The organism is Aeromicrobium sp. CF3.5 (assembly GCF_051262695.1).
Taxonomy (GTDB): Bacteria; Actinomycetota; Actinomycetes; order Propionibacteriales; family Nocardioidaceae; genus Aeromicrobium.
Map to the genome: position 1 here is coordinate 385,532 of NZ_JBIMEZ010000003.1, position 23,331 is coordinate 408,862.

The 23,331-nt window shown below is 69.7% G+C and carries 24 protein-coding genes; 12 read left to right on the forward strand and 12 right to left on the reverse strand.

What is annotated here, in order from left to right; translation table 11 throughout:
- Positions 1-15: 15 nt before the first annotated feature.
- A complete protein-coding gene (locus ACHAA3_RS08705) occupies positions 16-1,260 on the reverse strand; it encodes an acetyl-CoA acetyltransferase (RefSeq protein ID WP_435708591.1) in 1,245 nt (414 codons plus the stop codon).
- A 68-nt stretch (positions 1,261-1,328) separates the two neighbouring features.
- Here ACHAA3_RS08705 and ACHAA3_RS08710 point away from each other — a divergent pair, with 68 nt between their 5' ends.
- Entirely contained in the window at positions 1,329-2,315 is a 987-nt protein-coding gene (locus ACHAA3_RS08710; protein ID WP_435708640.1) for a winged helix-turn-helix transcriptional regulator, read from the forward strand.
- Here ACHAA3_RS08710 and ACHAA3_RS08715 read toward each other — a convergent pair.
- Positions 2,312-3,307, reverse strand: a complete 996-nt coding sequence (locus tag ACHAA3_RS08715) for a winged helix-turn-helix transcriptional regulator (RefSeq protein ID WP_435708592.1) — start codon at positions 3,305-3,307, stop codon at positions 2,312-2,314. The two genes, ACHAA3_RS08710 and ACHAA3_RS08715, sit on opposite strands and share 4 nt — an antisense overlap.
- A gap of 201 nt (positions 3,308-3,508) precedes the next feature.
- Between ACHAA3_RS08715 and ACHAA3_RS08720 the strand changes: the two genes are divergently transcribed.
- The 10 genes from ACHAA3_RS08720 (at position 3,509) to ACHAA3_RS08765 (ending at position 13,216) form a co-directional block, all read left to right on the forward strand.
- A complete protein-coding gene (locus ACHAA3_RS08720) occupies positions 3,509-4,267 on the forward strand; it encodes an ABC transporter ATP-binding protein (RefSeq protein WP_435708593.1) in 759 nt (252 codons plus the stop codon).
- Positions 4,264-4,986 (forward strand): ABC transporter ATP-binding protein, encoded by a 723-nt coding sequence (locus ACHAA3_RS08725; RefSeq protein WP_435708594.1) that lies wholly within the window; start codon positions 4,264-4,266, stop codon positions 4,984-4,986. Before ACHAA3_RS08720 ends, ACHAA3_RS08725 begins: the two co-directional genes overlap by 4 nt.
- An 11-nt stretch (positions 4,987-4,997) precedes the next feature.
- Positions 4,998-5,897: a branched-chain amino acid ABC transporter permease gene (locus tag ACHAA3_RS08730; RefSeq protein ID WP_435708595.1), complete on the forward strand. Its 900-nt coding sequence runs from the start codon at positions 4,998-5,000 to the stop codon at positions 5,895-5,897.
- The gene (locus ACHAA3_RS08735; RefSeq protein ID WP_435708596.1) at positions 5,894-7,036 is read left to right on the forward strand and encodes a branched-chain amino acid ABC transporter permease; all 1,143 of its coding nucleotides are present in this window, start codon (positions 5,894-5,896) and stop codon (positions 7,034-7,036) included. Before ACHAA3_RS08730 ends, ACHAA3_RS08735 begins: the two co-directional genes overlap by 4 nt.
- A gap of 67 nt (positions 7,037-7,103) precedes the next feature.
- Positions 7,104-8,408 (forward strand): ABC transporter substrate-binding protein, encoded by a 1,305-nt coding sequence (locus tag ACHAA3_RS08740; protein WP_435708597.1) that lies wholly within the window; start codon positions 7,104-7,106, stop codon positions 8,406-8,408.
- A 266-nt stretch (positions 8,409-8,674) separates the two neighbouring features.
- Positions 8,675-9,292, forward strand: a complete 618-nt coding sequence (locus ACHAA3_RS08745) for a 5-oxoprolinase subunit B family protein (RefSeq protein WP_435708598.1) — start codon at positions 8,675-8,677, stop codon at positions 9,290-9,292.
- Complete coding sequence (locus ACHAA3_RS08750; RefSeq protein ID WP_435708599.1) at positions 9,289-10,152, forward strand: biotin-dependent carboxyltransferase family protein; 864 nt, start codon at positions 9,289-9,291, stop codon at positions 10,150-10,152. Before ACHAA3_RS08745 ends, ACHAA3_RS08750 begins: the two co-directional genes overlap by 4 nt.
- Positions 10,153-10,257: 105 nt before the next feature.
- Entirely contained in the window at positions 10,258-11,013 is a 756-nt protein-coding gene (locus ACHAA3_RS08755) for an IclR family transcriptional regulator (RefSeq protein WP_435708600.1), read from the forward strand.
- Positions 11,014-11,078: 65 nt separating this feature from the next.
- Positions 11,079-12,224 carry an aromatic ring-hydroxylating dioxygenase subunit alpha gene (locus ACHAA3_RS08760; protein ID WP_435708601.1) on the forward strand — a complete coding sequence of 382 codons (1,146 nt, stop codon included), beginning with the start codon at positions 11,079-11,081 and terminating at the stop codon, positions 12,222-12,224.
- Positions 12,221-13,216: a PDR/VanB family oxidoreductase gene (locus ACHAA3_RS08765; RefSeq protein WP_435708602.1), complete on the forward strand. Its 996-nt coding sequence runs from the start codon at positions 12,221-12,223 to the stop codon at positions 13,214-13,216. Before ACHAA3_RS08760 ends, ACHAA3_RS08765 begins: the two co-directional genes overlap by 4 nt.
- Positions 13,217-13,469: 253 nt before the next feature.
- On the opposite strand, the gene ACHAA3_RS08770 is transcribed toward ACHAA3_RS08765, so the two are convergent.
- The 9 genes from ACHAA3_RS08770 to pcaH form a co-directional block, all read right to left on the reverse strand.
- The gene (locus ACHAA3_RS08770; protein ID WP_435708603.1) at positions 13,470-14,126 is read right to left on the reverse strand and encodes a 3-oxoacid CoA-transferase subunit B; all 657 of its coding nucleotides are present in this window, start codon (positions 14,124-14,126) and stop codon (positions 13,470-13,472) included.
- Positions 14,123-14,851: a 3-oxoacid CoA-transferase subunit A gene (locus ACHAA3_RS08775; protein ID WP_435708604.1), complete on the reverse strand. Its 729-nt coding sequence runs from the start codon at positions 14,849-14,851 to the stop codon at positions 14,123-14,125. The genes ACHAA3_RS08770 and ACHAA3_RS08775 overlap by 4 nt, the downstream gene beginning before the upstream one ends.
- A complete protein-coding gene (locus ACHAA3_RS08780; protein ID WP_435708605.1) occupies positions 14,848-16,053 on the reverse strand; it encodes a thiolase family protein in 1,206 nt (401 codons plus the stop codon). Before ACHAA3_RS08780 ends, ACHAA3_RS08775 begins: the two co-directional genes overlap by 4 nt.
- Before the next feature lie 98 nt (positions 16,054-16,151).
- Complete coding sequence (locus tag ACHAA3_RS08785) at positions 16,152-16,934, reverse strand: IclR family transcriptional regulator domain-containing protein (RefSeq protein ID WP_435708606.1); 783 nt, start codon at positions 16,932-16,934, stop codon at positions 16,152-16,154.
- 29 nt (positions 16,935-16,963) lie between these two features.
- The gene (gene pcaC / locus ACHAA3_RS08790) at positions 16,964-17,362 is read right to left on the reverse strand and encodes a 4-carboxymuconolactone decarboxylase (RefSeq protein ID WP_435708607.1); all 399 of its coding nucleotides are present in this window, start codon (positions 17,360-17,362) and stop codon (positions 16,964-16,966) included.
- The gene (locus ACHAA3_RS08795) at positions 17,359-18,159 is read right to left on the reverse strand and encodes an alpha/beta fold hydrolase (protein WP_435708608.1); all 801 of its coding nucleotides are present in this window, start codon (positions 18,157-18,159) and stop codon (positions 17,359-17,361) included. The genes pcaC and ACHAA3_RS08795 overlap by 4 nt, the downstream gene beginning before the upstream one ends.
- The gene (locus ACHAA3_RS08800) at positions 18,156-19,364 is read right to left on the reverse strand and encodes a lyase family protein (RefSeq protein WP_435708609.1); all 1,209 of its coding nucleotides are present in this window, start codon (positions 19,362-19,364) and stop codon (positions 18,156-18,158) included. The genes ACHAA3_RS08795 and ACHAA3_RS08800 overlap by 4 nt, the downstream gene beginning before the upstream one ends.
- Positions 19,365-19,368: 4 nt before the next feature.
- Positions 19,369-19,929, reverse strand: a complete 561-nt coding sequence (gene pcaG / locus ACHAA3_RS08805; protein ID WP_435708610.1) for a protocatechuate 3,4-dioxygenase subunit alpha — start codon at positions 19,927-19,929, stop codon at positions 19,369-19,371.
- A complete protein-coding gene (pcaH, locus tag ACHAA3_RS08810; protein WP_435708611.1) occupies positions 19,929-20,720 on the reverse strand; it encodes a protocatechuate 3,4-dioxygenase subunit beta in 792 nt (263 codons plus the stop codon). Before pcaH ends, pcaG begins: the two co-directional genes overlap by 1 nt.
- Before the next feature lie 63 nt (positions 20,721-20,783).
- On the opposite strand from pcaH, the gene ACHAA3_RS08815 reads away from it, so the two are divergent.
- Positions 20,784-21,548: an IclR family transcriptional regulator gene (locus tag ACHAA3_RS08815; protein WP_435708613.1), complete on the forward strand. Its 765-nt coding sequence runs from the start codon at positions 20,784-20,786 to the stop codon at positions 21,546-21,548.
- A gap of 132 nt (positions 21,549-21,680) precedes the next feature.
- Here ACHAA3_RS08815 and ACHAA3_RS08820 read toward each other — a convergent pair whose 3' ends face one another.
- Positions 21,681-23,141: a benzaldehyde dehydrogenase gene (locus ACHAA3_RS08820; RefSeq protein ID WP_435708614.1), complete on the reverse strand. Its 1,461-nt coding sequence runs from the start codon at positions 23,139-23,141 to the stop codon at positions 21,681-21,683.
- Between the last annotated feature and the right edge of the window lie 190 nt (positions 23,142-23,331).

The following is a 23,331-nucleotide window of genomic DNA, read 5'->3' on the forward strand; positions in this document are numbered from 1 at the left end:
AAGCGGGGCGGTTCGTCAGGAGCGGTCGGGGCCCGACTCGACGACGAAGGACACGGCAGTGGTGAAGGAGCCGCCGACGTTGACCGTCAGGACGCGGCGGGCGCCGTCGACCTGGAGAGGGCCCGCAGTCCCTGTGACCTGGCGCGTCGCGTCGAGCACCATGCGCACGCCGGTGGCGCCGACGGGGTGGCCCCCGGACAGCAGGCCGCCGCCGGGGTTGACCGGCAACCGACCTCCCGGCTCGATGGTGCCGTCGAGCACCGCCTCGCCGCCCTTGCCGCCGGCCACGAGGCCGAGGTGCTCGAGCGTCACGAGTCCGGTGATGCTGAAGCAGTCGTGCATCTCGACGACGTCGACGTCCTCGATGCTGGCGACGTCGGCGCGGCCCAGCGCATCGGAGACGGTGCCCCTCAGGTGGGGGAAGAGGTGCTCGGTGTCGCGCGACGCGGCCAGCTTGTCGGCCAGCAGCAGCGTGTCGGTGCGATGCCCGAAGCCTGTGATGCGGGCCAGCTGGTCCAGCTCGAGTCCTCGGGCGGCTGCCCACTCGGCGGCGTACGTCGGGCCGGCGACGACCACGGCGGCTGCGCCGTCGGTGATACGTCCGCAGTCGGTCTTGCGCAGCTGTCCCTCGACCGGCGGGTTGGCCGTGTCGTCCGTGGAGAAGGCGCCCTCGGCGAACGACCAGTCGCGGGTCTGGCCGAGCGGGTTGCCGGCGCCGTTGGAGAAGGCGATCTCGGCGAATCGCCCGAGGACGGCGTGGTCGAGGCCGTACCGCGCGTCGTACTCCTCGGCGATGTCGGCGAACAGGGCGGGCCACGCGTACTCGGCGTCGAGCGCCTCGCGACCGGCCCAGGCGGCGGCGCCGAGGTGGTCGGCGGCCTGCTTGGCCGACACGTTGCGCATCAGCTCGACGCCGACGACCAGCGCCACGTCGTAGCGACCGGAGGCGATGTCCGCGCCGGCGGCGACCAGTGCGGTGCTGCCTGAGGCGCAGGCGGCTTCGTGCCGGGTGGACGGGCGACCGACCAGGGCCGGCTCGGCCGCGGCGACCATGCCACCGAGCTGGGCCTGGCCGGCGAAGAGCTCGCCGGCCAGGTTGCCGACGTGCACGACCTCGATCTCCGACGGATCGACCTGGGCATCGGCGAACGTGGGAGGAAGCACCTCGCGGAACATGTCGATCAGGCCGAGACCCTCCGAGGCCCAGTTGCGGGCGAAGTCGGTCTGGGCGCCGCCGAGCACGTACAGGTCCTGCGTCATGATTGCCTCCAGGTCTAGACTGCCATTACTACATGGTCAACAGTGACCGGTCAAGGGTGTTGAGAGTGATGCGAACGCCTCAGCGCGACGGCGTCATCGAGCAGGACGGAGGAGTCGTGGCGGATGTAGATTCCGGTCCCGTGACGGCCTCGCCCCTCGGGCGGGCCCTGGTGTTGATGGGCGACATGTGGTCGCTGCGCATCGTCCTCGCGATCTTCTCGGGCAAGCGCCGGTTCCAGGATCTGCGCGAGCACCTCGCCATCTCCGATCCGGTCCTGTCGCGCCGGCTGCGGGGCCTGGTCGAGGACGGCATCTGCGTGACCCGGGAGTACCAGGGCAGGCCGTCGCGCCACGAGTACCTGCTCGCCGACGCGGGTCTGGATCTGTGGCGCGTCATGATCGCCATGTGGATCTGGGACCGCACCTGGGCGGGCTCGCAGCATCGTGACGCAGGATCGCGACTGCGGCACACGACCTGCGGCGCCCTGACCAGCCCGGTGTTCGGGTGTGCCCACTGCGGGGCGATCGGACTCAGCGCGCGTGACGTGCAGGGCTCGGTCGACGACAGGCTGCTCGTCGATGTCACGAGTCGCCGTTCGCGCCGCTCGCCGGCGATGTCGAGTCCCATCGACGCGGCCGGCGTTCTGGGCGATCGGTGGTCGACCCTGATCCTGTCCGATGCGTTCATGGGGAGCCGTCGGTTCGGCGACTTCCAGTCGCACCTCGAGGTCTCGCCGGTCACCCTCACCGATCGGCTGAACCTGTTCGTGGACACCCAGATGATGGCCCGCGAGTCCGTCAACGACGGCGCGCGTCGCCAGGAGTACCGCCTCACGCCGAAGGGGCTGGACTTCTTCTGCGTCACCACCATGATCAACGACTGGGCGGCCACCTGGATGGCGCCGGACGGACAGTCCGGGCTGCGCCTGGTGCACAGCTCGTGCGGCGCCGTGCTGGAGCCGCGGTTCACCTGCAACACCTGCAACCAGGAGCTGGAGCGCACCGAGCTGGAGATCGTGACCCACCCGGACCGTCGCGACGACGCAGCTCGCTAGAGCAGGCGCTCGGCTGAGGGTGCACGTCCGGACTTGACGGTCTCGATGGTCGATCCCCGCAGGGGTTCGTGGCACGCGCTGCAGGTCAGCCGGGAGGACAGGATCGATCCGCAGGGCACGTGCGTCATGACGAGCGCCGGGCCCTCGGGGGCGTGGAACCAGCGCTGACCCCACTCGATCATGAGCAGCGCCACCGGCAGGAACGCCTTGCCCTTGGGGGTGAGGCGGTACTCGTGTCGATCGGGGCGTCCGGCCGAGGGGACCTGGGTGAGCACGCCTAGCTCGCCGAACACGCGCAGCCGGTCGGCCACGACCGTGGGGGAGGCGGCCAGCTTGCGCTGGATGTCGCTGAAGCGGGTCATGCCCTGCAGCGCTGCTCCGATGATGGACATCGACCATCGATTGCCGATCAGCTCCATGGTCTCGTTGACCATTTCGTCGGGTCTTTTGTCCCCGCGGGAGCGCTGGCGCCGGCCGGTCGTGGGCATGGTGCGGTTCCATGCGCCACTCGGCCCGGCAGCGGCCGAGAGGTTCTCCCAGGTCGCCTCGCCGTCGCAGGCCGTGCAGGTGAACACCGGCTCGAAGAACTCCCCGCACTCGGTGTGCTGCATGCGCGGCAGCTCGACGCCGGCGACGTCGACCCAGCGCATCTCCCAGGACCACATGGCGATGAGGATCGGCCAGATCTGTCGCCCTCGTGTCGTCAGGAGGTAGTGGTGGCGCACCGGCTTGTCGCTGTACTGGGTCTTGGTGAGGACTCCTCCCTCGACCAGGGACGTGAGTCGCGAGGTGAGGGCCGATCCGGGGATGGGGCCGCGGTGCACCCAGTCGGTGTAGTGGATGGCCCCGCGCAGGGCCTGCCGGATGATCCACAGCGACCACTCATCGGCGAGCAGTCCGTACGACATGGCGATCGCGTTGGAGCCGCCGGGCTCGAGCGCTGTGGCGAGGTCGGTGCCGGCGGTGTCGTCGATCTTCGATTCGGCAGTCATGGCTTTCCAGTATCGACAGTGCGGCGTTTCGCGCAGGTCGGAGGTCGTGAAACACCACGCCATGAGGCGACGTGATGTCTTCTTTTGATTCGTTGACCCTGCTCGCCCGGATGGGGTATAACTTTAGCCACGTTGCTAACTATAGTGATGGGTGTCACGTTCAGCAAGCATCGTGACGACGAAGACAGAGAGGCACGAGGCATGCTCGAGATCTCCGACCTGGTGATGCGGTTCGGCGGTGTGACCGCGCTCGATCACGTGGGCTTCACCGTCCAGGACAACGAGATCTGCGGTCTGATCGGCCCGAACGGAGCCGGCAAGACGTCGCTGTTCAACGCGGTCACCCAGATCTACCAGCCCGAGGCGGGCTCGATCCGTTTCAACGGCAAGGACCTGCTGTCGCTGAGTCGGCACCGCATCGTGCGCCGCGGAATCGTCCGCACCTTCCAGAACCTGGCGCTCTTCCCGACGCTCTCGGTCCTTGAGAACACCATGGTCGGTGCGCACAGCGTCAGTACTCCCATGCTGCTGCCCTCCCTCATCGGATGGCCCGGCACGCGCGCCGCGCACCGGCGGGTGGAGTCGCAGGCGTGGGATCTGCTGGAACGACTCGACCTGCTCGATGTCGCCGCACTCCCCGCGACCGGTCTGCCGTTCGGCACCCTCAAGCGGGTCGAGCTGGCTCGCGCACTCATCAGTGAGCCCTCGCTGGTCCTGCTCGACGAGCCCGCCGGCGGACTGACCCACGCCGAGGTCAACGAGCTCGGCGAGCTGATCGTCGAGCTGAAGAAGGACTTCGGGTTCAGTGCCCTGCTGGTCGAGCACCACATGGGCCTGGTGATGGGCATCTGCGACCACGTGGTCGCCATGGACTTCGGTCGGACCATCGCCGATGGCACCGCCAGTGAGGTCCAGAAGGACCCGGCCGTCGAGGCCGCCTACCTGGGAAGGACAGCATGAGCACGCAGACTCCATTGCTCGAGGTGCGCGGCCTGCGCGCCGGTTACGGGCAGGTCAACGTCCTCGAGAACATCGACCTCACGGTCGGTCCGGGCGAGGTCGTGGTGGTGCTGGGCGCCAACGGCGCTGGCAAGACCACCTTGATGCGCGCCGTCTCGGGCCTCATCTCGTACACGGGTGAGATGCTCGTCGACGGCAACGTCGTTCGCAGCCCGCGCCCCGACCAGATGCTCGGGCACGGCGTGAGCCTGGTGCCCCAGGGGCGCGGCACCCTCACCGCGCTGAGCGTGCGCGACAACCTGCGGGTCGGAGCCACCGGGCTGGCCGACCGCAGTCAGGTCGACGTCGAGATTGATCGCTGGTTCACCACCTTCCCCCGCCTCGCCGAACGCAGCGAGCAGATCGCGGGAACGCTCTCGGGCGGCGAGCAGCAGATGCTGGCCATCGCCCGTGCGCTGATGAGTCGCCCCCGGCTGCTGCTGTGCGACGAGATCAGCCTCGGTCTCGCGCCGATCATCGTCTCGGACCTGTTCGACACGTTGCGCGATGTCAGCGCCGAGTCCGGCACGGCTCTGCTGCTCGTGGAGCAGAACGCCGAGCTGGCCCTCGCCATCGCCTCTCGGGTGTACCTGCTCGAGGTCGGTTCGGTGGCCGCCAGCGGTTCAGCTCAGTCGTTCCGCGAGAGCAACGACATTCGCAAAGCCTACTTGGGTTACTAGGACGGACATCGATGGACATCTTGCTGGCCCGACTGTTCTCGGGCATGACCGCCGGGTCGATCTACGTGCTGATCGCCCTGGCTCTCGTCGTGGTGTTTCGAAGCTCCACGACGATCAACTTCGCGCAGGGCGAGTTCGCCCTGTTCACCACCTACTTCGCGTGGTGGTTGACCGAGAAGGGCGTCGAGATCTGGGTGGCGCTGATCCCCACGGTCGCGCTCGGATTCATCATGGGAGCCCTCGCCGAGCGATTCCTGATCCGGCCGGTGCGCAAACGTGACGAGACGGCGATCCTGATCATCGGGCTAGGGTTGTTCACCGGACTGAACGGTCTGGACGGCTGGATCTGGGGATCCGACGACAAGGTCTTCCCGACCGTGTTCCCCGACGGCGACGGCGACTACGTCTCGGTGATGGGCGCGCGCCTGCACTACGACTCGATCCTGGTCTTCGCCTCGATGGTCGCTGTCGTCGCCGGGCTGTCGCTGCTGTTCAACAAGACGAGCATCGGACTGCAGATGCGGGCCGTGGCCACCAGCCCAGAGTCCGCAGCCCTGTGCGGCATCAAGGTGGGGCGCATCCTGACCCTCAGCTGGGGACTCTCAGCGGCCATCGGTTCGTTCGCGGGCGTCATCTTGATCCCGGTCGTGCCGCCCGGTCAGCTCAACCTCGCGAGCATGTTCCAGATCCTCATCTTCGCCGCCGCTGCGGCCCTCCTCGGCGGGCTGGACAGCATCAAGGGCGCTGTCGTGGGTGGTCTCGTCCTCGGCGTCGGGCTCTCGATGATCAACGGCTACGTGAGCTTCATCGAGGGCGGATTCTCCCTGACCACGGCCCTCATCCTCATTGTGATCGTCCTGACCGTCCGGCCCACCGGACTGTTCGGCACCCGACGACTGGAGCGCGTGTGAGCACCGACCTCGACCCCACCCCGTCCGCTGCGCAGGAGCCGGCCACGCCGGCGAGCACTCGTCGTGGACCCAAGGTGGTGGAGCGCGGATCGCGCGCTCACCTGGTGATGATCGGCGCCTCGGCGCTCGTCGCCCTGGCCGTCATCGTCTGGGGCGGCCAGCTGGGAACCTTCGAGCAGGGGCAGCTGACCCGCGTGGCGGTCTTCGCCATCGCGATCGCCGGGCTCAACGTGGCCACCGGCTACGTCGGCCTGCTGTCGGTCGGGCACTCCGCGTTCTTCGGCCTCGGCGCGTACACGACCGGCGTGCTGGTGGTCCGCTACGAGTGGAGCCCGCTCGCCACGATCCCGGCTGCGCTCCTGTTGTGCTTGGTGGTCGGCTTCCTCGTCGGGCTCCCTGCCCTGCGCATCCGCGGGCTGTACCTCGCGATGGTCACGCTCGCATTCGGTGTGGCCTTCCCGGAGATCATCGGTCAGTTCGAGGGCCTGACCGGCGGTTCGGAGGGCATGACGATCCGGCGCCAGCAGCTGCGGCCGCCGGAGTGGTCGGGATTCACCCTCGGCGAGCGCGCCGAGTGGCTGTACTGGCTCAGCGTCGTGATGCTGCTGCTCGTCATGCTCGTGATCCACAACCTCGTCAAGGGCCGGTACGGCATGGCCATGATCGCCGTGCGGGAGAACGAGATCGCCGCCTCGGCGTCCGGCGTGAACATCGCCGTCACGAAGACGGCCGCGTTCGGTGTCTCCGGTGCCATCACCGGCGTCGGTGGAAGCCTGTTCGCGATGTACATCGGCAGCCTGTTCGCGGAGGGCTCCTTCACGCTGCTCGCGGGCATCACGTTGCTGATCGGCCTCGTCATCGGCGGTGAGGCCACGCGCATGGGCCCGCTGGTGGGTGCGGCAGCCGTCGTCTTCCTGCCCTACTACACCTCCGAGCTCGGGTCCGGCCAAGGAGCAGCGGTGCTGTTCGCCATCGCCTTGATCGCGGTGATCTTCGTGGCGCCCGCCGGTGTCGTCGGCGGCATCACCAAGCTCGTGCGCCGGGTTGTCGTCCTGGTTCCGGCCCCCCGCGTTTCCGCGCAACGGGGCTCCGCCCCGCGGGACCCGGGACGCCGACCGAAGAAGGGAGCCACCGGCTGACCGTCGTCGGCGCACCACTCGGGAACGCGCATCCATCCGATACTCGAAACACCTGAAAGGCCCTGACATGAACACACGCTCCACCTCCCGCTTCTCGCGGGCTGCCCTCCCCCTGGGGATCGCCGCCGTGATGACCCTGTCCGCCTGTGGTGGCGGCTCCAGCTCCGGCGAATCGTCCGGCAGCGACACCGACACCTCGGCGTTCAGCATCAACCTGGACGACTGTGAAGATCCCGCATCGGCGACCGAGCCGATCACCGACACCTTCGACATCGGCTACAGCGCCCCGCTGTCCGGCCCTGTCGCGGGAGCCGTCGAGCTCGCCACCGCCGGGTACGACGCGCGCCTCGCCGCGGCCAACGAGGCCGGTGGCATCGACGGCGTCATGATCGAGGTCAACTACAAGGACGACGCCTTCGCGCCGGACAAGGCCAAGGCCAACGGCACCGAGTTCATCCAGAACGATGGTGTCGACGCCCTCGCGACGTTCGGCACCGGAGCGCTCAGCGCCATGGTCGACGACCAGAACGCCGCCTGCGTCCCGATGCTGTATCCGAGCTCGTCGACGGCTGACTTCGCCGACATCGAGGCGTTCCCGTGGACCACCACGATCCTCCCGCTGGCGACCAACGAGGCGAAGTTCCTCGTGAACCTGATCCAGGAGCGGTACCCCGACGGTGTGTCGGTCGGCGTCGCGGAGAACCCGACCGCCTCGGGCAAGGTGCAGGGCGACGCCTTCCAGGAGGTCGCCAAGGAGATGGACCTGCCCATCGATGCCGTCGTCTCCGACGGTGACCCCGTCGCAGCCGCGACCGAGCTGAAGGCCGAAGGCGTCGAGGTGGTCTACCACGGTGGCGTGACCGGAACCTGTGCCGCATTCGACTCGGCGCGTGGTCGCATCGGCTACGAGCCCGAGCTGGTGCTCAAGCCCAGCAACTGCGTCAACGCCGTCGAGTACATCGCAGCAGGCAACGCGGCCGACGGCATCGAGCTGGGCGCCTTTGGCAAGGACCCGAACGCCTCGGAGAATGAGGGCGACGAAGGTGTGGCCATGTACAAGGAGCAGATGGACGCGGCAGGCGTTCCTGCTGAGATCCAGGGCAACGCGGTCGCGGTGTCCGGCTGGACCCAGGCTGATCTCGTGGTCAACACCCTCGAGCAGGCTGCGGCGTCCGAGGAGGGCCTCACCCGCCTCGGGGTCATGATGGCCGCTCGCGATCAGGACTACGCCTCGCCCATGCTGATCAACGGCATCAAGTGGTACAGCACACCTGAGCTGTTGACCGGCATCGACGGCTTCAGGCCGATCAAGTGGGTCGCTGCCGACGAGGAGTTCGTCCCGGCGGGCGAGATCATCAGCATCCGCCCGTAGCGGACGTCAGTTGCAGGGCCCGGCACGACTTCGGTCGTGCCGGGCCTCTGTGCGTCGTCCCCTGGGCGGGAGCGCGACCCGGGAGCCGCATCGAGGTGGTGCAGGATGCTCGGACAACTGGCAGGGTCGAGGACGATGACCCATGACACGCCAACCGACCAGACCCCGCGGAGGTCGAGCGCGTCCCAGAAGGACGGCGCCGCTCGATGGCCGATGCTCGGTGTCGACCTGCACCACGGTGCGTGGGCCGCGATGGAATCGCACGCATGAGGATCCTGCCGTACGGGGACCGCGCGCTGCTGGTCGAGCTGGACGACGGCGAGCAGGCGCTGGCGCTGCTGGCCGCCCTGCGTGACGACCGACCGCCCGAGATCGCCGATCTCGTACCGGCGGCGCGGACGGTGCTGGTCGTGGCCGCCGAAGACGCCTCGATCTCGTCGCTGCGTCGCGTCCTGGAGGCGACCGTTCCTCAGCCGGTCGACCCCGCGGCCGCCGGCACCGAGGTGATCGAGGTGCCGGTGGTCTACGACGGCGCCGACCTCGACGAGGTCGCGGAGCACACCGGACTGTCTCGCGCCGAGATCGTCGCAGCCCACACCGGCCAGATCTGGCGAGTCGCGTTTGGTGGTTTCGCTCCCGGATTCGGATATCTCGTCGGTGAGGACGACCGCCTACGGGTGCCTCGCCGGGACACGTCGCGCACCTCCGTGCCGACAGGCGCGGTCGCCCTGGCCGACGAGTACACCGGCGTCTACCCGAGGGAGTCGCCCGGTGGCTGGCAGCTGATCGGGCGCACCGACCTGGCGATGTTCGACCTCGCCCGTGAGCCTGCCGCCCTGCTGCGACCGGACGTGCGCGTGCGCTTCGTCGAGGTGACGTCATGATGCGCTCACTGACCGTGCACGCCTCGGGACCGCTGGCGCTGGTGCAGGATCTCGGCCGGGCCGGACAGGCCGGCATCGGGGTGGGCCGGTCTGGCGCCGCAGACCGCACCGCTCTGCGCCAGGGCAACCGCGCCCTCGGCAACGACGAGAGCGCCGCCGGTGTCGAGGTCACCGGAGGCGGCCTCGACGTCGAGGTGGGTGACGAGCTGATCATGATGTGCGTGTCCGGCGCGCGGTGCGACGTGACGATCGACGGCGGCGCGGTCGGCTCCCACTCCGTCGTGTCGGCACCAGCCGGGTCTCGGGTCAGGCTCGGGCCGCCCACCGGCGGCCTGCGCGCGTACCTGTGCGTGCGGGGCGGGGTCGACGTGCCCGAGGTCATGGGGTCCCGTAGTCACGACGTGCTGTCCGGGCTCGGCCCGGACCCGCTCGCCGCAGGTGAGGTGCTGCCGGTCGGCGCGAGCCGGGGGGAGTTCCCGCAGGTGGACTACCTGGTCTGCCCCCGCTGGGACGATCCGGTGGTGCTGCGCGCCGTGCTCGGTCCTCGCCAGGGCTGGGTCACCGATCCGGACCTCTTGGTGGCCCAGCCGTGGCAGGCCACCCAGGACATCAACCGGGTGGGCATGCGACTGTCCGGCGCCACCTTCGAGCGCGCCCGCCCCGACCAGCTGCCCAGCGAGGGCATCTGGCGCGGCGCCATCCAGGTCTCGCCCAGCGGAGAACCCGTGCTGTTCCTCGCCGACCACCCGGTCACCGGCGGCTACCCAGTCGTCGCCGTCGTGATCGACGAGGACGTCGACCGCGCCGCGCAGGTGCAGCCCGGACAGTCCCTGACGTTCCGATGGGTGGAGGCCCCGTGAAGCCCCAACTTTTGTAGCGGTAGGCATCCGGGATCGGCCTGGAAACCTGCGAAACGCTACAGAAGTTGGGGTGGACTGCCGGGACGGGCTCGGTACCGTGATGTGGTGGCCAGCTCGAGCGTGACTAGCAAGGTGTTGTCTCTCCTGGCTGCCTTCGACGCCCAGCACGTCGAGCTCAGCCTCACCGAGCTGGCGCGGCGCGCGGAAGTCAGCGTCCCGACGGCCCACCGGCGGGCCGCCGAGCTGGTCGAGTGGGGTGCGCTGGAGCGGACCGGCGCGGGCTCGTACCGGATCGGGCTGCGGCTCTGGGAGGTCGGATCGCTCGCGCCCCGGGCGCCCGGCCTGCGTGAAGCGGCGCTGCCGTTCATGGAAGACCTGTACGTCCTGACCCGCCAGAACGTGCAGCTGGCCGTGCGCGACGAGGACGAGCTGGTGTTCGTCGAACGCATTGCGGGTCGGAAGGCCGTGCCGGTGCTGACCCGCGTGGGAGGCCGTTTCCACCTTCACGCGACCGGCGTCGGGCAGGTGCTGCTGGCGTTCGCGCCGGCCGACGTCCAGGAGCGCGTGCTGGCCGGCGACCTGCCGCGCTACGCCAAGGGCACGATCACCGACCCCGCCAGGTTGCGCCGCGTCCTGGCCGAGATCCGCAAGCGCGGCTATGCGGTGTCCGAACGGGCCGTCACCGACGATGCCACGTCGGTCGCGGCCCCGGTGCGCGACGGCGACGGGGCCGTGGTGGCCGCGGTCTCGATCGTGGTCGAGGCCGACGGTGCTCGACCACGAGAGGTCGCACCGTACGTCCTGACGGCAGGGCGAGCGATCTCACGGGCCCTTGGAGCAAGCCACTCTTCCAGTGGTTGAAAACGTCGTGGTCCCAGTCACACGGCGCAGATGACACTGAGGTGGTCGACCCAAGGAGTCACCCCATGTCGCTCGAGACGCACGAGACCGTCACCGCCAAGATCTTCCCGCACCCCCTCAACGCCTGGTACGTCGCCGCGTGGGACCACGAGGTCACCAACAAGGCACCGATGTCGCGCACCATCGCCGACAAGCCGATGGCGCTGTACCGCACGGATGACGGCCGCCCGGTGGCGCTCGCCGATGCCTGCTGGCACCGCCTCGCACCCCTGTCGATGGGCAAGCTCATGGGCGGCGACGAGATCCAGTGCCCGTACCACGGCCTGCAGTACAACTCGACGGGTCGCTGCACCTCGATGCCGGCCCAGCGCACCGTGAACCCGTCGGCGATGGTCGCCTCCTACCCGGTCGAGGAGCGGTACCGCTACGTGTGGGTGTGGCCCGGCGACATGACGATGGCCGACCCCGACCTCATCCCCGACATGAGCCAGATGACCGACCCTGAGTGGGCCGGTGACGGCGAGACGATCCACGCCGCCTGCAACTACCAGTTGATCCTTGACAACCTGATGGACCTGACGCACGAGGAGTTCGTGCACGGCGCCAGTCTCGGCCAGGCCGAGCTCAGCGAGTCCGGCTTTCACACCAAGCTGGAGGACGACGGCAGCGTCACCGTGACCCGGTGGATGCACGAGGTCGAGCCGCCGCCGTTCTGGCGCAAGAACATGCGCGACAAGTTTCCGGACTTCGACGGCCTGGTCGACCGCTGGCAGATCATCCACTTCTACGCGCCCTCGACCATCTGCATCGATGTCGGCGTGGCCAAGGCCGGCACGGGCGCCGAGCAGGGCGACCGCAGTCAGGGCGTCAACGGGTATGTGATGAACACGATCACGCCGGAGACCGATCGCACGTCGCACTACTTCTGGGCGTTCATGCGCAACTACCGACTCGAGAGCCAGACGATCACCACCCAGCTCCGCAACGGCGTCCACGGCGTCTTCGGCGAGGACGAGGTCATGCTGCAGGCCCAGCAGGCCAACATCGATGCCAACCCCGAGCACGAGTTCTACAGCCTCAACATCGACTCGGGCGGCATGTGGGTGCGCCGCATCCTCGACCGCATGCTGGCCGCCGAGCAGGCCGGCGAGGACCCGGTCGCGGTGGCAGACCTCTCGGGCATGGGGCTCAGCGGGACGACCGCTCGATGAGTGCTGATCCCAAGGCGGTCTGGTCCACCGCCCGCGTGGTGGAGACGCGTCCGGTCACCGAGGACATCCGCCGCATCACGCTGCAGCGGGTCGGCACCCGCAAGGCTGCCCCGGGCACCCACGTCGACGTCCGGGTCCGACTGCCGCAGGGCGAGGACGTCCGCTCCTACTCGGTGGTCGAGTCCAGCGCCGACGGATCGCAGCTGACCGTCTCGGTCATGCGGACTCCGACGTCGCGCGGCGGGTCCATCTTCATGCACGGCCTCAGCGAGGGCGACGAGATCAGCTGCACCCAGCCGCTGCAGAACTTCGAGCTGCGCCACGGTGCGCAGGAGTACGTGCTCGTGGCCGGCGGTGTCGGCATCACCGCTGTCATCGAGATGGGCCGCGTGCTGCACCGGCTCAACCAGAAGTACCGGTTCGTCTACGTGGGCCGAAGCCGCGACCAGATGGCGTACCTCGACGAGCTCGCGGCGCTGCACGGCGAGCGGCTGGAGGTCCACGTCGACGACGAGGGCACGGCCCTGGACGTCGACGCACTCGTCGGTGCGCTGCCCGCCAAGGGCCGCACCGAGGTCTACATGTGCGGCCCGATCCGCCTGATGGATGCGGTCCGTCGTTCGTGGCTCGCGCACGGACGCTCGGTCGCCGACCTGCGCTTCGAGACCTTTGGCAGCAGCGGCTGGTTCGAGCCCGAGGGATTCGAGGTGGAGATCCCCGAGATCGGCCTGACCACCCGGGTGCGTCCCGACTCCAGCCTGCTCGAAGCCCTGGCCGAGGCTGGCGCCGACATGATGTACGACTGCCGCAAGGGCGAGTGCGGCCTGTGCGAGGTCCGCATCGGCGCCCTGAACGGGCGCGTCGACCACCGCGACGTGTTCCTCAGCGAGGACGAGAAGTCGACCGACCAGACGCTGTGCATCTGCGTCTCCCGGATCGCCGCGCCCGACGGCGACGAGTCGGGCACCGGACGCTTGACGCTCACGCTGTAGTCGGGTCTCGATCGCCCTGGGGTCGGTCGATGGCTCGTTGCACGCCTCCCCTGGTAGCGGCTTCGCCGGGCTGTGGACGTGAGCGGGGTGGGGGCGTCGCCATGACCTGCGGCGTCCGCATGGTGGACCTCGACGGTCGCATCGTCCTCAGCCGTCACACGAGCCGCAGTGGTCACACTTCGCGGTGGGATGGCGCCGCAACCAGGGCTGGGAAGGGACGCAGTGTCACCGCCCAGGGGCGGGGACTGGGTCCTCAGGCCTCGACGAGGTCGACGTCCATGCGCTCGCGCAGCTCGTCGAGCGTGCACCCGAACGTCTCGATCACCCGCACGCCACCGTCGGGGGCGCCCAGCTCGAAGACGGCGTGATCGGTGTACACGCGACTGACGCAGCCCACCCCGGTGAGCGGGTAGGTGCATGACGGCACCAGCTTGCTCGTGCCGTCCTTCGCGAACAGCGTCATCATCACGAGCACGTCCTTGGCGCCGATCGCCAGGTCCATGGCACCGCCGACCGCTGGAATCGCATCGGGCGCTCCGGTGTGCCAGTTGGCGAGATCGCCGCCGGCACTGACCTGAAACGCTCCCAGCACGCAGACGTCGAGGTGGCCGCCGCGCATCATGGCGAAGGAGTCGGCGTGATGGAAGTACGAGCAGCCGGCCGTCTCGCTGACGGGGATCTTGCCGGCGTTGGTGAGGTCGGGGTCGATGGCGTCGCCGGTGACGGCCGGCCCCATGCCGAGCATGCCGTTCTCGGTGTGCAGCACGATCCCGGACTCGACGTCGAGGTGGTCGGCCACCAGCGTCGGCTGTCCGATGCCGAGATTGACGTACGAACCGGCCGGGATGTCCTGAGCGATGCGCGCGGCCAGCTGCAGCTTGTCGAGGGTCTGGGGGTCGGTGGTGGTCATGCGGATACCTCTGTCTGGAGGGTCGACGTGCCAGAAATGTCCAGCCCAGATGTCTCAAACGCGGAGAGGTCGAGCACGCGGTCGACGAAGATGCCCGGCGTCACGACGGATTCTGGATCGAGCTCGCCGGCGTCGACGACACGTGAGACCTCGACGAGGGTGGTGGCTGCGGCGGTCGCCATGACGGGCCCGAAGTTGCGGGCCGTCTTGCGGTACACCAGGTTGCCGGCCGTGTCGGCCAGGTGCGCACCGATCAGCGCGACGTCACCGCGGATCGGCAGCTCGAGCACGTAGTCGCGGCCGTCGATCGTGCGCGTCTCCTTGTCTGCGGCCAGTGAGGTGCCGACCCCGGTGGGCCCGAAGAAGGCCCCGATCCCGGCCCCGGCGGCCCGCATGCGCTCGGCCAGGTTGCCCTGCGGCACCACCTCCAGCTCGATCTGTCCGGACCGGTACAGCTCGTCGAAGACGTACGAGTCGTGCTGGCGTGGGAACGAGCAGACGACCTTGGCGACGCGTTTCGCGGCGAGCAGGGCCGCGAGGCCGGTGTCGCCGTTGCCGGCGTTGTTGCTGACGATCGTCAGGTCGGTGGCGCCGCCGTCGATGAGCGCATCGATCAGGGTGACCGGCATGCCGGCCATGCCGAAGCCGCCGACCAGGACGGTCGCACCGTCGGCAACGCCCGCCACGACCTCGGCGGGACTCTCGTGGAACGTCGTGCGGCTCATCGGTCCGCTCCGTCGGCGTGGGGGTTCTCCAGTACGACCGCGAGTCCCTGGCCGACGCCGATGCAGATCGCCGCCACACCCCATCGCTGTCCCCGTTCGCGCAGGACGTGCGCCAAGGTGGCCAGGATGCGGGCGCCGGACGCGCCGAGGGGGTGGCCGATCGAGATGGCTCCGCCGCGGGTGTTGACGATCTCCGGGTCGATGCCCCAGGCGTCGACGCAGGCGATCGACTGCACCGCGAACGCCTCGTTGAGCTCGACCGCGCCGACGTCGGACCATCCGATGCCGGCCCGTCTCAGTGCCTGCTCGGCGGCCTCCACCGGCGCGAAGCCGAAGCGCTGCGGCTCCAGCGCCGCGACGCCGCGGCCGGCAATGCGTGCCAGAGGATCGCCCAGATCTGCCAGTTCCGAACCGAGCACCAGGGCGGCCGCCCCATCGTTGAGCGGCGAGGCGTTGCCGGGGGTGATCGAGCCGTCGGGACGGAAGGCGGGCTTGAGCCCGGCGAGCTTGTCGGCCGTCGTCCCGTCGCGGATGCTTTCGTCGCGAGCGAGCTCGACGCCCGGCACGGGGACCACGAGGTCGTCGTAGAAGCCGTCGTCCCAAGCAGCTGCGGCCAAGGCGTGCGAGCGGGCTGCGAACGCGTCCTGGCGCTCGCGCGTGATGCCGAACTCGGTGGCCAGTTGCTCGTTGCACTCGCCGAGCGATGCGGTCCACTCCGCCGGCATGGCCTGGTTCACGAGGCGCCAGCCCAGCGTCGTGGAGACGGCTTCGACACCGCCGGCAGGGAAGGCGCGGTCTGGCTTCGGCATGACCCACGGGGCCCGGGTCATCGACTCGGTGCCGCCAGCCACGACGACGTCGGCGTCGCCGCACTCGATGCTGCGCGAGGCCATCATGGCCGCGTCGAGGCTCGAGCCGCACAGACGGTTGATCGTGGTGCCGGGGACGCTGACGGGCAGACCGGCCAGCAGGACCGCCATGCGTCCGACGTTCCGGTTCTCCTCGCCGGCGCCGTTGGCGTTGCCCCAGATGACATCGGCGATGCGCTCGGGGTCCAGCCCGGGAACCTGCGCGAGGGCGCCGGTGAGGGCCGTCGCGGCAAGGTCGTCGGGCCGCACTCCGGCCAGGGCTCCGTTGAAACGGCCGAACGGTGTCCGCGCGGCGGCGTAGAGGTGGGCGGAGCGGAGATGGGGGGAGGTCATGGACGTCCTGTCATCGACTGGTCTCGTTCGCTATGCGAACCTACGTTCGTTGAACGAACGACTTGATCGTAGACCGGCCCGCCGTCGGGGACAACCCCTCAGCCGACGACGCGTTGAGCCGACAGGTCGGCGGCGATGGAGCGTGCGCACTCCAGCATCGGCTCGCGCGCCTGCTCGATCTGCGTCTCGGCGGTCATCGAGGCCGCCGACACGTTGAGTGCGGCGACCGCCTCGCCTCGTGCATCGAGGATGGGTGCGGCCATCGAGGTCAGTCCGCGCTCCAGCTCCTGGTCGACCAGGGCCCAGCCCTGCTCGCGCACGCGACTCAGCTCCGCCAGCAGATCGGCCGGCCGGTGCAGGGTGCGGGGAGTCAGCGGTTGCAGGTCGGCGTTGGAGAGATAGGTCTCGAGGGCGGTCGCATCGAGCGCCGCGAGCAGGACTCGACCCATCGACGTGGCGTAGGCAGGAAATCTCGTGCCGACGGAAATGCCGACACTCATGATGCGTCGCGTCGCGACCCGGGCCACGTAGACGATGTCGGCGCCGTCGAGCACCGCGACCGACGTCGACTCGCCGAGGCGCGCCGACAACGACTCGAGGTGCGGCTGGGCGACCTGCGGCAGACCGAGCCCCGCCAGGTAGGCCGTGCCGAGGCGCAGCACCTGCGGAGTGAGCGCGAAGATCTTGCCGTCGGTGCGCATGTAGCCCAGCTCGACCAAGGTGTGCAGGAACCGTCGGGCGGTCGCGCGGCTGTATCCCGACCGCTGGGCGACCTGGGCGAGCGTCATCTCGGCATGCTCGTCGTCGAAGGCCACGATGATCTCGAGCCCGCGGGCCAGCGACTGGACGAACTGATCGCTGGAGCCGGGAGCCGGAGTCATGGGGTCACAGTAGGCGAGTCCGGCATGACCTACGCGTCCTCGGCGAGCACGCCCTGCGCGATGCGGAAGGCCGTGTTGGCGTCCGGGACACCGCAGTAGATGGCGGTCTGCAAGAACAGCTCCTTGATCTCCTCGTCGGTCAGTCCGTTGCGCTTGGCCGCGCGCACGTGCATCGCGAGCTCCTCGTGATGACCCCGTGCGACCAGCGCCGTGAGAGTGATCAGCGATCGGCTGCGTCGGTCCAGGCCGGGGCGTGTCCAGATGGAGCCCCACGCGTACTGGGTGATGAGGTCCTGGAAGTCGGCGGTGAAGTCAGTCGTCGCGGCGACCGCTCGGTCGACGTGGGCGTCGCCGAGCACCTCGCGGCGCACCGCCATGCCCGCGTCGTGGACCTGGCTCCGGGTGGGATCAGGGATGGGTTCGGTCATGCCGGGATTCCTCCGATGTGGTCGATGAGCAGTCGGGAGAGGTCGTCGGGCGCCTCGGCGGGGGCCAGGTGGGCCACGTCGTCGAGCACGACGAGTCGGCCGTCCGCCACGCCGTCAGCGATGACCTGGAGGCTCTCGGGCGGTGTGGCGACGTCGTCACGGCCCGCCACGGCGAGCACCGGCAGCCTGATCTCGGGCAGGCGGTCCACGACGTCGAAGTCGGCAAGCGCCCCGCAGGTGAGGGCGTAGCCCTCGGCGTCGGTGTCGCGCAGCGCGTGCAGCAGCGCCGAGCCGACGGCGGGCTCGCGCTCCAGGAAGCCGGGGGAGAACCAGCGCTCGGCGGATCCGGAGACCATCGAGCTGGTGCCCGAGTCGCGCACCCCTTGGGCGCGTTCACGCCATCCGTCGACGGTGCCGATGCGGGCGCCTGAGCACAGCACGGTCAACGAGGCGAATCGGTCCGGTGCGTCGAGCGCTGCCTGCAGCCCGACGCACCCGCCGACGGAGTCGCCGGCATAGTGCACGGGACCCGCTGCTGAAAGCTCGTCGGCGAGGGCGATCACGGCCGCGGCGAGCTCGGCCATCGTGAACGATTCGGTCGTCGTGGGGCTGTGGCCGTGACCTGGCAGATCCCACCCCACGACGTGGAACCGCTCCTGCAGCTGGTGGGCGGTGAGGGTCCACAGAGTCGAGGCCGAGGTGCCGAGCGAGGGGCCGAGCAGCAGAACCGGCGAGTCCGCGGTGGGTCCCAGGCGCGCGTCGGCCAGGTCGGTGGCGGTGAGGGTGGGGATCGTCATGGAACATCTCCTCGTGCGGCGGCTCGGGCTCGACCGACGGCAGCGTCGGTGAGATGGTGCGCTGCGCCGAGATAGCTCTCGGACGCCGGACGGCCGGACAGGCCGCTCATGGACCGTTGCTCAGCGTCGATCCCCTCGGCCGTGGCAAGGGTCTGGGCCATCTGCTCGGCATGGACCTGCAGGTGGGCGACCAGGTCGGTCGTCTGTCCTGCGGCAATGACGCTGCGGCGTCCGAGGTCGCGCAGCGCGGCCCACTCGGCGTGCCATGGCCCGTCGGGCCGTTCGTCGACCGTCGTACCCGCGGCCAGGTGCAGCGTGCTGGCGAGCGCGGGCGCACTGAGGGCGTGACGGCGCAGCAGGACGGCGAGGACGGGATTGCTCTTGTGCGGCATCGTCGACGAGCCGCCGCCGTGACCCTCGGAGAGCTCGGCGATCTCGCTGCGCGACAACGTGGCGATGTCCGTGGCGACGTGGCCCTCGGCGTCGGCGAGTCCGACCAGCGAGTCCGCGAAGCGGGTCAGGCGGCCGCGCGAGGTGTGCCACGGGGGCGACGCCGGCAGCCCCAGGGTCGCCGCGGTGTGGTCGACCAGTGACACCGCTGCCTCGACCGATCCCGCCAGCTCGACCGGGCCGGCCAGGGTTCCGGCGGCGCCACCCACCTGCAGGGCGAGGTCGTCGGCGTCGCGGATCACGGCGTCGAGTGCCTCGACCAGGCCGTCGATCCAGCCGGCGACCTTGACGCCGAACGTGATCGGCACGGCGTGCTGGGTCAGGGTGCGCCCGACCATGGCGGTGTCGCGGTGCTCGGTCGCGAGATCGGCCAGGTGTCCCAGCGTGGTGCGGGTGTCCGCCACGACCGCCGTGGTCGCGTCGCGCAGGCACAGCACGAGGGCGGTGTCGAGCACGTCCTGACTGGTGAGGCCGCGATGCACCCACGGAGAGGTCGCATCGTCGGTGCGGTCGCGCAGCGCGGCGACCACAGCGATCACGGGATTACCCGATGCCTCGGCCGACGCCGACACGTCGGCCAGGTCGCTCGGTCCCACGAGACCGCTCAGCGATGCTGCAGCCTCGCTCGGCGCGACGCCGGCCGAGACGAGCGCGCCCAGCCAGGCGTCCTCGACGCGCACCATGGCCGCCAGCAGGGCGGCGTCATCGAGCAGGCCGGCGGCGCGGTGGTCGCCGGGCCAGAACAGGTCGCTCATCTGATCAGTGTCCCGGATAGGACACGAAGACCGTCTCGCCCTCGCCCTGGAGCACGATGTCGAAGCAGTAGCCGGAGGCGTCCCGGTCGGCGACGAGGGTGCGGCGGCGGCTCGGGTCCACGGTGCTGAGCAGTGCGTCGGACGCGCCGTCGGAGCGCAACGGCTCGGGCAGGTAGGCGCGGGTGAACAGGCGGTGCATCAGACCGCGTGCGAAGACCGTGAGGTGGAAAAACGGCAGAGTCGACTCGGGCATGCCCGGTCGCAGGGTGCTGAAGCCGTACTGGCCGGCGTCGTTGGTGCTGCTGCGGCCCCAGCCGGTGAACGTCCGGCCGTCACGGCGCAACGATCCGGCCTGCTGGACCACCTGACCATCGGGGCCGGCCTGCCACAGCTCGATGAGTGCGTCGGGCACGGGTGCGCCGCTGCCGTCGGTCACGGTGCCGTGCAGCCAGATCGCGTCCGCGCGGCCGGGCGGGACCAGCTCGTGGTCGTGCTCGAAGGGGAGCGCGTAGCCGAAGAACGGACCGACCGTCTGGCCCGGTGTCGGGGGAAGGGGAGTGCTCATCAGTCGTCGTCTCCAGTGTCGGTCTCGAGCAGGGTGCGGTGGCTGCCGGTCAGCACGATGTCCCAGCGGTAGCCGGTCGCCCACTCGTGGGTCGTGACGTCGTGGTCGTAGGCAGCGACGAGCCGTTCGCGGGCTCGCGGATCGAGGATCGACTGGTAGATCGGGTCGAGGGCGAACAGCGGATCGCCGGGAAAGTACATCTGGGTGATGAGGCGCTGGGTGAACTCGGTACCGAACAGCGAGAAGTGGATGTGCGCGGGACGCCAGGCGTTGCGGTGGTTCTTCCAGGGGTACGGGCCGGGCTTGACGGTGGTGAACCGGTACCAGCCGTCGTCATCGGTGAGGCAGCGCCCGACGCCGGTGAAGTTCGGGTCGATCGGTGCGGGGTGCTGGTCGCGCTTGTGGATGTACCGGCCACCGGCGTTGGCCTGCCAGACCTCCACCAGCTGACCGCGCACCGGGCGCCCGTCGCCGTCGCGGACCTGGCCCGTGACGACCATGCGCTCGCCGATCGGCTCGCCGTGGTGCTGGATCGTCAGGTCAGCCTCGAGCGCGTGCACGTCCTGCGGGCCGAAGCACGGCGACCACAGCTCGATCGACTCGGGGTCGGCATGGTGCAGGTCCTTGGTGGGGTGCCGCAGGAGGCTGCTGCGATACGGCGCGTAGTCGAGTCGCGGCTGCGTCTCGCCCTCGCCGGAGGGGTCGTAGGCGGAGGTGAGTGCGGCCATCTCGGCGCTCAGGTCCGCCTGGGTCGCGGCGGCGGCGTCGGGGTTGGTGTCGATACGTGCCATGAGCGCGAACGTACGGTCGCGGCGACTCGATGTGGAACACTGAAGTTTCGCTCAGCAGAAGGAATGACGGAAGGGGGAGCGATGGCCGGCAACACCTCGGCCCCCGGAGTCACGGTCACGTCGCGCGTGCTCGCACTGCTCGCGGCGTTCGACGAGCACCACCGGGCGCTGCGGCTCACCGACCTCGCCCGGCGAGCCGACGTGCCGGTGCCCACGGCGCATCGACTCGTCGCCGAGCTCGTGGCCGGTGGCGCTCTGGACCGGCGCGAGGGCGGCGAGTACGTCGTGGGTCGGCGGATGTGGGACGTGGGCCTGCTGGCGCCGGTGGAATCGGGGCTCCGTCGCGTCGCCGAACCATTCCTGCACGACATCCACGCCGCCACCCGGGCCACCATCCACCTCGCGGTGCGCGACGGCGACGAGGTGCTGTATCTCGAGCGGATGTCGGGTCGGGTCTCGGTGCCGGTCGTGAGCAACATCGGGTCGACGCTCCCGATGCACAGCACAGGCGTGGGCAAGGTGCTCCTGGCGCACGCGCCGGCCGATGTGCAGGCGCGCGTGCTGCGTGCTCCGCGCCGCATCACGGCGTACACCGTCACGCAGCCGGGTCTGCTGCAGCGACAGCTCGCCGCCGTCGTGCGTGACGGGTATGCCACCACCGCCGAGGAGATGACGCTCGGCGCCTGCTCCGCCGCGGTGCCGGTGTGGCACGGCGACGAGGTAGTCGCCTCGATCGGCGTCGTGGTCGGCTCGCTGCGCCGCGACAAGGCGCGTCTGGTCACCGCGCTCCAGGTGGCCGCCCGAGGCATCAGCCGATCCCTGCCGTAGGCCCGAGGGCGGCCTAAGCCCCAACTTTTGTAGCGGTAGGCATCCATAATTGGTCCGGAAACCTGCGAAACGCTACAAAAGTTGGGGCTCTGGGCCCTGGGGCCTCGGGCCCTCGGGCCTTGGCCCTTCGGCCTACAGGGGGTACTCGCCTGGCTCGGCTTGCATCGTGATCCAGCGGGTCTCGGTAAAGGCGTCGAGGTTGGCCGCGGCGCCGCCGTGGCGCGAGCCGGTGCCCGAGGACTTGACGCCGCCGAAGGGGCTGTTGGCCTCGTCGTCGACGGTCTGGTCGTTGATGTGGACGATGCCCGACGGGATGCGACCGGCCAGGGCCAGGCCGCGCATGGGCTGCGCGGTGACGATGCCCAGCGAGAGGCCGTAGTCGGATGCGCTGGCGAGCTTGACCGCCTCGTCGTCATCGCTGAACGGCACGACCGAGGCCACCGGGCCGAACACCTCCTCGCAGTAGGCGGGGGCGTCCAGGGGCGGTCCGGCCAGGACGGTCGGCCGCACGAACAGGCCATCGGCGGTGCCGCCGGCGCGCAGCTGTGCGCCCATCTCGACGCTGCGCTCGATCAGCGACATGATCTTGTCGCGCTGGCCGGTGTCGATGACCGGGCCAAGATGGACCTGGCCTGTCGGGTCCCCGACGACCATCGAGTCGGCCTTGGCGGCGAGCTTGTCGACGTACTGCTCGTACAGGCTCTCGTGGACGAGGTGACGTCCGATGGTCATGCAGATCTGTCCCTGGTGCAGGAACGCGCCCCAGGTGGCGAGGTTGACCGCACGGTCGACGTCGGCGTCGTCCATCACGATGAACGCGGAGTTGCCGCCGAGCTCGAGGTGCGCCCGCTTGAGGTGCTTGCCGGCCAGCTCGCCGACCGAGCGACCGGCCTGGGTGCTGCCGGTGAAGGCGATGACGCTGACCTCCGGATCGGTGACCATCGCCGAGCCGACCTCGACTCCGCCGGGCAGCAGCTGCAGGAGTCCGGCGGGGAGGCCGGCCTCCTCGAAGATGCGGACCATCGTGACGCCGCCCGTGACCGCAGTGCGGGGGTCGGGCTTCAGGAGCACGGCATTGCCGAGGGCGAGGGCCGGGGCGACGGCGCGGATGCCGAGGATGATCGGCACGTTGAACGGCGAGATGACCCCGACGACGCCGACTGGCATGCGCTGGGCGAAGGACAGGCGCGGCTTCTCGCTGGACAGGACCTCGCCCAACGGGTGCGAGGGCAGGGACCCGGCCTCGCGGCACTCGGCGGCCGCGACGTGGACCGCGAACCCGGCCATCGGGGCGATGGCGCCAACCTCGCGGGTGTTCCACCCGACGATCTCCTCGCTGTGACGCTCCCAGAGATCAGCCGCCCGGTGCAGCACGGCGGCGCGCTCGGGGTGGGGGAGTGCCGCCCACTCGCGCTGGGCGATGGCGGCCGATCGCGCAGCCCGGGTCACGTCCTCGGGGCTGGCGCCCCCGATCGTCGCGAGCTGCTGACCGGTGGCGGGCTCGATGACGTCGATGGGATCGCCCTGACCCTCGACCCACTCGCCGTCGAGGTGGATGCGTCCGTGGAAGACCGTGGGGTCGATGAAGGTCATGTGCACTCCGGGTGGTGATCGGGGAGCCTGACGCTAGACGACGAAGGACCTCGATGACGTGTCGATTTTCACCCACTGCAAGAACGGGTTCGTCCGGCAGGATCCTGCCCCAGGCGACCTGACGGCTCGCTGCCCTGGAGTGAGGGTGCGGGAAGTGGGAGGCTGACCTGCACGACATTCGGCAGTGACG

What these genes read in the sequence shown, in the direction of transcription:
- ACHAA3_RS08750 (WP_435708599.1), top strand. Translation starts at nt 9,289, where the DNA reads ATGATGCGCTCACTGACCGTGCACGCCTCGGGACCGCTGGCGCTGGTG.
- ACHAA3_RS08740 (WP_435708597.1), top strand. Translation starts at nt 7,104, where the DNA reads ATGAACACACGCTCCACCTCCCGCTTCTCGCGGGCTGCCCTCCCCCTG.
- ACHAA3_RS08745 (WP_435708598.1), top strand. Translation starts at nt 8,675, where the DNA reads ATGAGGATCCTGCCGTACGGGGACCGCGCGCTGCTGGTCGAGCTGGAC.
- ACHAA3_RS08815 (WP_435708613.1), top strand. Translation starts at nt 20,784, where the DNA reads ATGACGGAAGGGGGAGCGATGGCCGGCAACACCTCGGCCCCCGGAGTC.
- ACHAA3_RS08785 (WP_435708606.1), bottom strand. Translation starts at nt 16,934, where the DNA reads ATGACTCCGGCTCCCGGCTCCAGCGATCAGTTCGTCCAGTCGCTGGCC.
- pcaC (WP_435708607.1), bottom strand. Translation starts at nt 17,362, where the DNA reads ATGACCGAACCCATCCCTGATCCCACCCGGAGCCAGGTCCACGACGCG.
- ACHAA3_RS08820 (WP_435708614.1), bottom strand. Translation starts at nt 23,141, where the DNA reads ATGACCTTCATCGACCCCACGGTCTTCCACGGACGCATCCACCTCGAC.
- ACHAA3_RS08800 (WP_435708609.1), bottom strand. Translation starts at nt 19,364, where the DNA reads ATGAGCGACCTGTTCTGGCCCGGCGACCACCGCGCCGCCGGCCTGCTC.
- ACHAA3_RS08715 (WP_435708592.1), bottom strand. Translation starts at nt 3,307, where the DNA reads ATGACTGCCGAATCGAAGATCGACGACACCGCCGGCACCGACCTCGCC.
- ACHAA3_RS08765 (WP_435708602.1), top strand. Translation starts at nt 12,221, where the DNA reads ATGAGTGCTGATCCCAAGGCGGTCTGGTCCACCGCCCGCGTGGTGGAG.
- pcaG (WP_435708610.1), bottom strand. Translation starts at nt 19,929, where the DNA reads ATGAGCACTCCCCTTCCCCCGACACCGGGCCAGACGGTCGGTCCGTTC.
- ACHAA3_RS08730 (WP_435708595.1), top strand. Translation starts at nt 4,998, where the DNA reads ATGGACATCTTGCTGGCCCGACTGTTCTCGGGCATGACCGCCGGGTCG.
- ACHAA3_RS08705 (WP_435708591.1), bottom strand. Translation starts at nt 1,260, where the DNA reads ATGACGCAGGACCTGTACGTGCTCGGCGGCGCCCAGACCGACTTCGCC.
- pcaH (WP_435708611.1), bottom strand. Translation starts at nt 20,720, where the DNA reads ATGGCACGTATCGACACCAACCCCGACGCCGCCGCCGCGACCCAGGCG.
- ACHAA3_RS08710 (WP_435708640.1), top strand. Translation starts at nt 1,329, where the DNA reads ATGCGAACGCCTCAGCGCGACGGCGTCATCGAGCAGGACGGAGGAGTC.
- ACHAA3_RS08725 (WP_435708594.1), top strand. Translation starts at nt 4,264, where the DNA reads ATGAGCACGCAGACTCCATTGCTCGAGGTGCGCGGCCTGCGCGCCGGT.
- ACHAA3_RS08760 (WP_435708601.1), top strand. Translation starts at nt 11,079, where the DNA reads ATGTCGCTCGAGACGCACGAGACCGTCACCGCCAAGATCTTCCCGCAC.
- ACHAA3_RS08775 (WP_435708604.1), bottom strand. Translation starts at nt 14,851, where the DNA reads ATGAGCCGCACGACGTTCCACGAGAGTCCCGCCGAGGTCGTGGCGGGC.
- ACHAA3_RS08780 (WP_435708605.1), bottom strand. Translation starts at nt 16,053, where the DNA reads ATGACCTCCCCCCATCTCCGCTCCGCCCACCTCTACGCCGCCGCGCGG.
- ACHAA3_RS08720 (WP_435708593.1), top strand. Translation starts at nt 3,509, where the DNA reads ATGCTCGAGATCTCCGACCTGGTGATGCGGTTCGGCGGTGTGACCGCG.
- ACHAA3_RS08795 (WP_435708608.1), bottom strand. Translation starts at nt 18,159, where the DNA reads ATGACGATCCCCACCCTCACCGCCACCGACCTGGCCGACGCGCGCCTG.
- ACHAA3_RS08770 (WP_435708603.1), bottom strand. Translation starts at nt 14,126, where the DNA reads ATGACCACCACCGACCCCCAGACCCTCGACAAGCTGCAGCTGGCCGCG.